Consider the following 6,375-nt stretch of genomic DNA (forward strand, 5'->3'; position numbering starts at 1 on the left):
GGACGGCTTCGGGGCGGGGTCGAAGGACAGGGATCAGCCGCGCGAGACGAACGAGCGCAGGAAGAAGGCCACGTTGGCCGGGCGCTCGGCGAGCCGCCGCATGAAGTACCCGTACCAGTCGGTGCCGTAGGGCACGTAGACCCGCACGCGGTGCCCGGCCTCCGCCAGCCGCACCTGCTCGGCCTCGCGAATGCCGTAGAGCATCTGGAATTCGTAGGACCGCGGCGAGCGCCCCACGCGCCGGGCCAGCTCCTGCGCGATGGCGATCATCCGCGGGTCGTGGGAGCCGATCATGGGGTACCCGTCGCCCGTCATCAGCAGCCGCAGGCACCGCACGTAGGCGCGGTCCACCAGATGCTTGTCCTGGTACGCCACCTCGGCGGGCTCCCGGTAGGCCCCCTTGACCAGCCTCACCCGGGATCCTTCCCCGGCCAGGGCACGACAGTCGTCCTCGGTGCGCAGCAGACAGCTCTGGAGCACCGCCCCGGTCGCCGGGAAGCGGCGGCGCAGCTCGGCGTGGATCGCCAGGGTGGAGTCCACGGTGGTGTGGTCCTCCATGTCCAGCGTGACGGTGGTGCCGGCGGCGTGGGCCGCCTCGACGACGGGCAGCACGTTGGCCAGTGCCAGGTCGTGGCCGCCGGGCAGTGCCTGGCCGAAGGCGGAGAGCTTGACCGACATCTCGGCCCGCTCGCCCAGCCCCTCCTTCCCCAGCGCCTCGGCCAGCGCCAGGTAGGCGTCCCGGGCGCGCAGGGCCTCGGCGGGGTCGGTGACGTCCTCACCGAGGTGGTCCAGGGTGACCTCGAGGTTCCGCCCGGTCAGTGAGCGAACCGCCGCCACGGCCTGGTCCAGGCGCTCGCCGGCGACGAAACGGTCAACCACCGGACGGGTCACGGGGGTGGTCGAGACGACGCGGCGGATGGTGTCGCTGCGCGAGGCGACGTGCAGTACGGGTCCCAGCAACGGGCACCTCCACGGAACGAGCGGTGGGTGACGCCTCGGTGCCGTCCGACGGGCACGGACGCCCCGGACGGAACCGACTCCCCGGACTGTAGGGAGTCGCGCGGGACACCGCCCACGGACAGCTGTCACGAGCCGGCGGGGGTTTCCCATACATCTGTACGACAATGAGGGGGCGACCGGGCGGTGACACGCCCGCGACGCGGGGCGGAACGCCCCGGGCACGAACGGAAACGGCGGCACGGCACGTGAGCGATCCCCTGCGGGACGAGGACCACCAGGCGTTGGTCGACGAGATCTCCCGGCTTCTGCGCACCCCGGCGACCCTGGAGGCGCGGGATTTCTCGCTGATCGCCTTCGCCTCCCACTCCGGGGTGGACGAGACCGTGGTGGACCCGGTGCGAACCCGCACCATCCTCAGTCGCAGCTCCCCCGCCGAGGTGCGGCGCTGGTTCGAGGGGTTCGGCATCACGCGGGCGACCGGGCCGGTGCGCATCCCGGCGGACCCGGCGGCGGGGGTTATCACCGGGCGAATCTGCCTCCCGGCCCGCCATCGGGGCGTGGTGCGGGGGTACGTGTGGCTGCTGGACGACGGCAGCCTGTCCCCGGAGGACCCGCGCATGCCGGCGGCGATGGCGATCGCCGCGCGGATCGGCGCCTCCCTGGGAGCCAGGGCCCGGCCCGGCGCCCGGCCGGCGGAGGCGCTGCGACGGTTGTTGACGGCCCCCCGAGCGGCCCGCCCCGGCGCCGTGGCGGCGGTGACGGAGGCCCTGGGCACGGTCGTCGAGGGGCCGGTGGCACTGGTGGCGGTGCGCCCGTGGCCGCTGGACGCGGACCCCGCCGGCCCGGTCGCGCCGGTACTCGCCGCGACGGTGCTGCCCGGGTCGGGGAACGGCATCCGGCTGCCCGGCGACCCAGGCACGGACACCCGGCCGGCGCTCGCCCTCCTGGTGCGGCTGCGCGAGCACCGGGCGGAGCCGTCGACCGCTCCGGCCCGGGAGGCCGTGGAGGCGGCCATGGGGCGACTGCCCGAGCCGGAGCGTCGGGCGGCCCGCGCGGGGATCGCGACCTGCCGCGGTGTGCCGGCCGCCGATCCGGCCGGTACGGATTCCCGGGAGGCGGGCCCCGGGTGGGAACCGGACCCCGCCGGCCCGGCCGGGTGGCCCGCCGCGTGGCGCCGGGCGGTGGCCGCCGCCGGGGTCGCGACGGTCGAGTCCCGCGAGGGCCCGGTGGCCGAGTGGTCCGCGTTGGGGGCGCACCGCCTGCTGACCTCCCTGCCGCCCGGACCACCGGATCCGGCGGTCCGGGACCTGCTGCGTCCCGCCCACCGGGAGTTGGCCCGCACGGCGGAGGTGTGGCTGGACCTCGCCGGACGGGCCGGGGACACCGCCAGGGAACTGGGGATCCACCGGCAGACCCTGTACTACCGCCTGTCGCGGGTGGAGGAGTTGACCGGACTGCGGGTCGCCGACGGCCGGGACCGTCTGCTGCTGCACATGGCGCTGAAGGCCGCCCGTCTCCACGGGGCCACCTGACCGCGCCGGGCCGGTGCCCGGCATCCGGCCCGCCGGAGGGGTTGGGCCCGGCCCCGGACCACGCGATCGGGCGCTCCGCCCCCGGGGCGGCTCCGGGCGGCACGGTCCGGGGGGATCGACAGCCGCGGCACGGGGCACGGGGCGAGCCGGTTGGTGGGCTCTCCTCCCCCGCCCGGGTGGTGTCGGGCATCCCGGATCCGGCCGGCCCCGGGATGCCCCGAACGCCCGCGGCCCCGCCGACCCCGGGAAGGGGCGGCGGGGCCGCGGGGCCCGTTCCGGACCGACCGGCCTCCCGGGATCGGGGGAGGCCGGCCGGTCCGGTCCGACTCAGTCGGTGGCGAGGTTGACGCCGCGGGCCGAACGGGCGCCGATCTCCTCCGCGATCTCGGTGAGCACGGCCGGCGGGATGGAGTGGTCCAGGGTCAGCGCGATCAGCGCGTCACCGCCCTCCTCGGCGCGGGAGACCTGCATGCCGGCGATGTTGATCTCGGCGGCGCCCAGGATCCGGCCCAGGGTGCCGACCACACCGGGCCGGTCGGTGTAGCGGAAGAAGGCCATGTGGTCGGTGAGCGCCAGGTCCAGGGTGTGCTCCCCGACACCGACGATCTTCTGCTGGTGCTTGGGGCCGGCCAGGGTGCCGGAGATCGCCACCTCCTCACCACCGGTGAGGGTGCCGCGCACGGTGATGACGTTGCGGTGGTCCGGGGACTCGGAACTGGTGGTCAGCCGCACCTCCACACCGCGCTCCTGCGCGAACAGCGGCGCGTTGACGTAGGAGACGGTCTCGGCGACCACGTCCTCGAAGACGCCCTTGAGCGCGGAGAGCTCCAGGATCTTCACGTCGTGCTGGGTGATCTCGCCGCACACCTCGACGTCGAGGCGCTGGGCGACCCCGCCGGCGAGGGCGGTGAAGATCCGGCCGAGCTTCTCGGCCAGCGGCAGGCCGGGCCGGACGTCCTCGGCGATGACCCCGCCCTGGATGTTGACGGCGTCCGGGACCAGTTCCCCGGCGAGGGCCAGGCGCACGGAGCGGGCCACGGCGACGCCCGCCTTCTCCTGCGCCTCACCGGTGGAGGCGCCCAGGTGCGGGGTGGCGACCACGGTGTCGAACTCGAAGAGCGGGGAGTCGGTGCACGGCTCGACCGCGAAGACGTCCAGGCCGGCGCCGGCGACCCGGCCCTCCTTGATGGCGCTGTGCAGGGCGGCCTCGTCGACGATGCCGCCGCGCGCGGCGTTGATGATCCGCACATCCGGCTTGACCTTGTGCAGCGCCTCGTCGCCGATCAGCCCGAGGGTCTCGGGGGTCTTCGGCAGATGCACGGTGATGAAGTCGGAGACGGTGAGCAACTCGTCCAGGGAGAGCAGCTTGACGCCCATCTGGGCGGCGCGCGCGGGCTGGACATAGGGGTCGTAGGCGACGACCTTCATGCCGAAGGCGGACATCCGCTGGGCGACCAGCACGCCGATGCGGCCCAGGCCGACCACGCCGAGGGTCTTCTCCGACAGCTCCACGCCGGTGTACCTGCTCCGCTTCCACTCGCCGTTCTTCAGCGCGGCGTTGGCCTGCGGGATGTTGCGGGCGGTGGCGAGGATCAGACCACAGGCCAGCTCGGCGGCGGTGACGATGTTGGAGGTGGGCGCGTTGACCACCATGACGCCGGCCTTGGTGGCGGCGGAGACGTCCACGTTGTCCAGGCCGACACCGGCCCGGGCGACCACGCGCAGCCGGCCGGCGGCGGCGATGGCCTCGGCGTCGACCCGGGTGGCGCTGCGGATCAGGATCGCGTCGGCCTCGCGGATGGCGTCCAGCAGCTCGGCCCGATCGGCGCCGTTGCACCGGCGGATCTCGAAGTCCGGCCCCAGGGCCTCCACCGTGGCGGGGGAGAGTTCCTCGGCGATGAGTACGACAGGCTTGCTCACTTGGTCAGTCCTCGCTTGTCCTCTGCGGGGGGCCGCGTCCCGACGGCCGAAGGAAGTGGAGGTGGGCAGCCGCGTGGAGACGCACGACGCTGTGAGCCTGTGACGCGCTTCGCAGTGCAGTGTATCGGCGGGGCGGTGGTCCCGGTCACCCACAAACGGGACCACCGCCCGGTGAAATCCACCCGGCCCTCACCGGGAATTCACCCGAAGGTGTGACGGAGCGTCAGCGCTCGTCGTCCACCCAGCTCATCAGCTTCCGGAGCTCCTTGCCGGTGCTCTCCAGCAGGTGGTCCCCGTCGGCCTTCTTGTACTCGTTGTACTTCGGCAGACCGGCCTCGTACTCGGCCATCCAGGTGCGGGCGAAGGAGCCGTCCCGGATCTCCTCGAGCACCTTGCGCATCTCGGCCTTGGTGGCGTCGGTGATGATGCGCGGGCCGGTGACGTAGTCGCCCCACTCGGCGGTCTCCGAGATGGACCACCGCATCTTCTCCAGGCCGCCCTCGTACATGAGGTCCACGATGAGCTTCAGCTCGTGCAGGCACTCGAAGTAGGCGATCTCCGGCTGGTAGCCGGCCTCCACCAGCGTCTCGAAGCCGGCCTTGACCAGCGCGGCGGTGCCACCGCACAGCACGGCCTGCTCGCCGAAGAGGTCGGTCTCGGTCTCCTCGGTGAAGGTGGTCTTGATGACGCCGGCCCGGGTGCCGCCGATGCCCTTGGCGTAGGACAGGGCGAGGGCGAAACCGTTACCGGTCGCGTCCTGCTCGACCGCGACGATACAGGGCACGCCGCGCCCCTCCTCGTACTGGCGGCGCACCAGGTGGCCGGGGCCCTTGGGGGCGACCATGCAGACGTCGACGCCGGCCGGGGGCTTGATGAAGCCGAACCGGATGTTGAAGCCGTGGCCGAAGAACAGGGCGTCCCCGTCCTTCAGGTTGTCCTTCACGGACTCCTCGTAGACCTTGGCCTGCACCGGGTCCGGGACCAGGATCATGATGACGTCCGCCTCCGCGGCGGCCTCGGCCGGCGTGGTGACGCGCAGGCCCTGCTCCTCGGCCTTCACCCGGGAGCGGGAGCCCTCCGGCAGGCCGACCCGGACGTCGACGCCCGAGTCCCGCAGCGAGAGCGCGTGCGCGTGTCCCTGGCTGCCGTAGCCCAGGACCGCGACCTTGCGGCCCTGGATGATGGACAGGTCGGCGTCGTCGTCGTAGAACAGTTCGGCCACTTCGGTTCTTCTCCTTGGTTCTCGCCCGGGCGGGGTCCGCCGCGTGCGGACCACCGTAGGACGTGCGGGTGGTGGTGGGGGCGCCGGTCTCGCCATGCGGTCCGGTCGGGTGTTCGAGGGTTCTCGCGGCCCCGGCCGCGGCGCGTCCGGGGCCGCCGGCGTCTCAGGCGCTGCGCTCCAGGGCTCGCAGCGAACGGTCGGTGATGGAACGGGCGCCGCGACCGATGGCGATCGTGCCGGACTGGACCAGCTCCTTGATCCCGAAGGGCTCCAGCATCCGCAGCATCGCCTCCAGCTTCTCGCTGCTGCCGGTGGCCTCCACGGTCACCGCCTCCGGCGAGACGTCCACGGTCTTGGCACGGAACAGCTGGACGATCTCGATGATCCGCGAGCGGCTCTCGTTGTCCGCCCGGACCTTCACCAGGACCAGTTCACGGCGGACGGCCGAGGCCGGATCCAGCTCGACGATCTTCAGCACGTTGACGAGCTTGTTGAGCTGCTTGGTCACCTGCTCCAGCGGCAGGTCCTCGACGCCGACCACGATGGTGATCCGGGAGATCTCCGGGTGCTCGGTGGTGCCGACCGCGAGGGAGTCGATGTTGAAGCCACGACGGGAGAACAACGAGGTGATCCGGGCCAGGACCCCCGGCTTGTTCTCCACCAAAACGGAGAGCGTGTGCTTGGACATGGCTGCTTCCTGAACTTCCTGACCCCCGGGATGGGGTCGCTGTCTCTTATACA

The 6,375-nt window shown here is 72.7% G+C and carries 5 protein-coding genes; 1 reads left to right on the forward strand and 4 read right to left on the reverse strand.

Annotated features, from left to right (window positions below; translation table 11 throughout):
* Window positions 1-33 precede the first annotated feature (33 nt).
* Entirely contained in the window at window positions 34-960 is a 927-nt protein-coding gene (locus tag FNQ90_RS09190) for a proline dehydrogenase family protein (protein WP_182605915.1), read from the reverse strand.
* 245 nt (window positions 961-1,205) lie between these two features.
* On the opposite strand from FNQ90_RS09190, the gene FNQ90_RS09195 reads away from it, so the two are divergent.
* Complete coding sequence (locus FNQ90_RS09195; RefSeq protein WP_323379853.1) at window positions 1,206-2,492, forward strand: PucR family transcriptional regulator; 1,287 nt, start codon at window positions 1,206-1,208, stop codon at window positions 2,490-2,492.
* Between the two features lie 327 nt (window positions 2,493-2,819).
* Here FNQ90_RS09195 and serA read toward each other — a convergent pair whose 3' ends face one another.
* The 3 genes from serA to ilvN all read right to left on the reverse strand — a co-directional run bounded on the left by serA (window position 2,820) and on the right by ilvN (window position 6,322).
* The gene (gene serA, locus FNQ90_RS09200) at window positions 2,820-4,412 is read right to left on the reverse strand and encodes a phosphoglycerate dehydrogenase (protein ID WP_182605917.1); all 1,593 of its coding nucleotides are present in this window, start codon (window positions 4,410-4,412) and stop codon (window positions 2,820-2,822) included.
* A 223-nt stretch (window positions 4,413-4,635) separates the two neighbouring features.
* A complete protein-coding gene (gene ilvC / locus FNQ90_RS09205; protein ID WP_143618047.1) occupies window positions 4,636-5,634 on the reverse strand; it encodes a ketol-acid reductoisomerase in 999 nt (332 codons plus the stop codon).
* Window positions 5,635-5,797: 163 nt separating this feature from the next.
* Window positions 5,798-6,322 carry an acetolactate synthase small subunit gene (gene ilvN, locus FNQ90_RS09210; RefSeq protein WP_143618049.1) on the reverse strand — a complete coding sequence of 175 codons (525 nt, stop codon included), beginning with the start codon at window positions 6,320-6,322 and terminating at the stop codon, window positions 5,798-5,800.
* Window positions 6,323-6,375: the final 53 nt, after the last annotated feature.

Origin of the sequence: Streptomyces alkaliphilus (assembly GCF_014141535.1) — a bacterium.
Classification (GTDB): domain Bacteria; phylum Actinomycetota; class Actinomycetes; order Streptomycetales; family Streptomycetaceae; genus Streptomyces; species Streptomyces alkaliphilus.

What these genes read in the sequence shown, in the direction of transcription:
- ilvN (WP_143618049.1), bottom strand. Translation starts at nt 6,322, where the DNA reads ATGTCCAAGCACACGCTCTCCGTTTTGGTGGAGAACAAGCCGGGGGTC.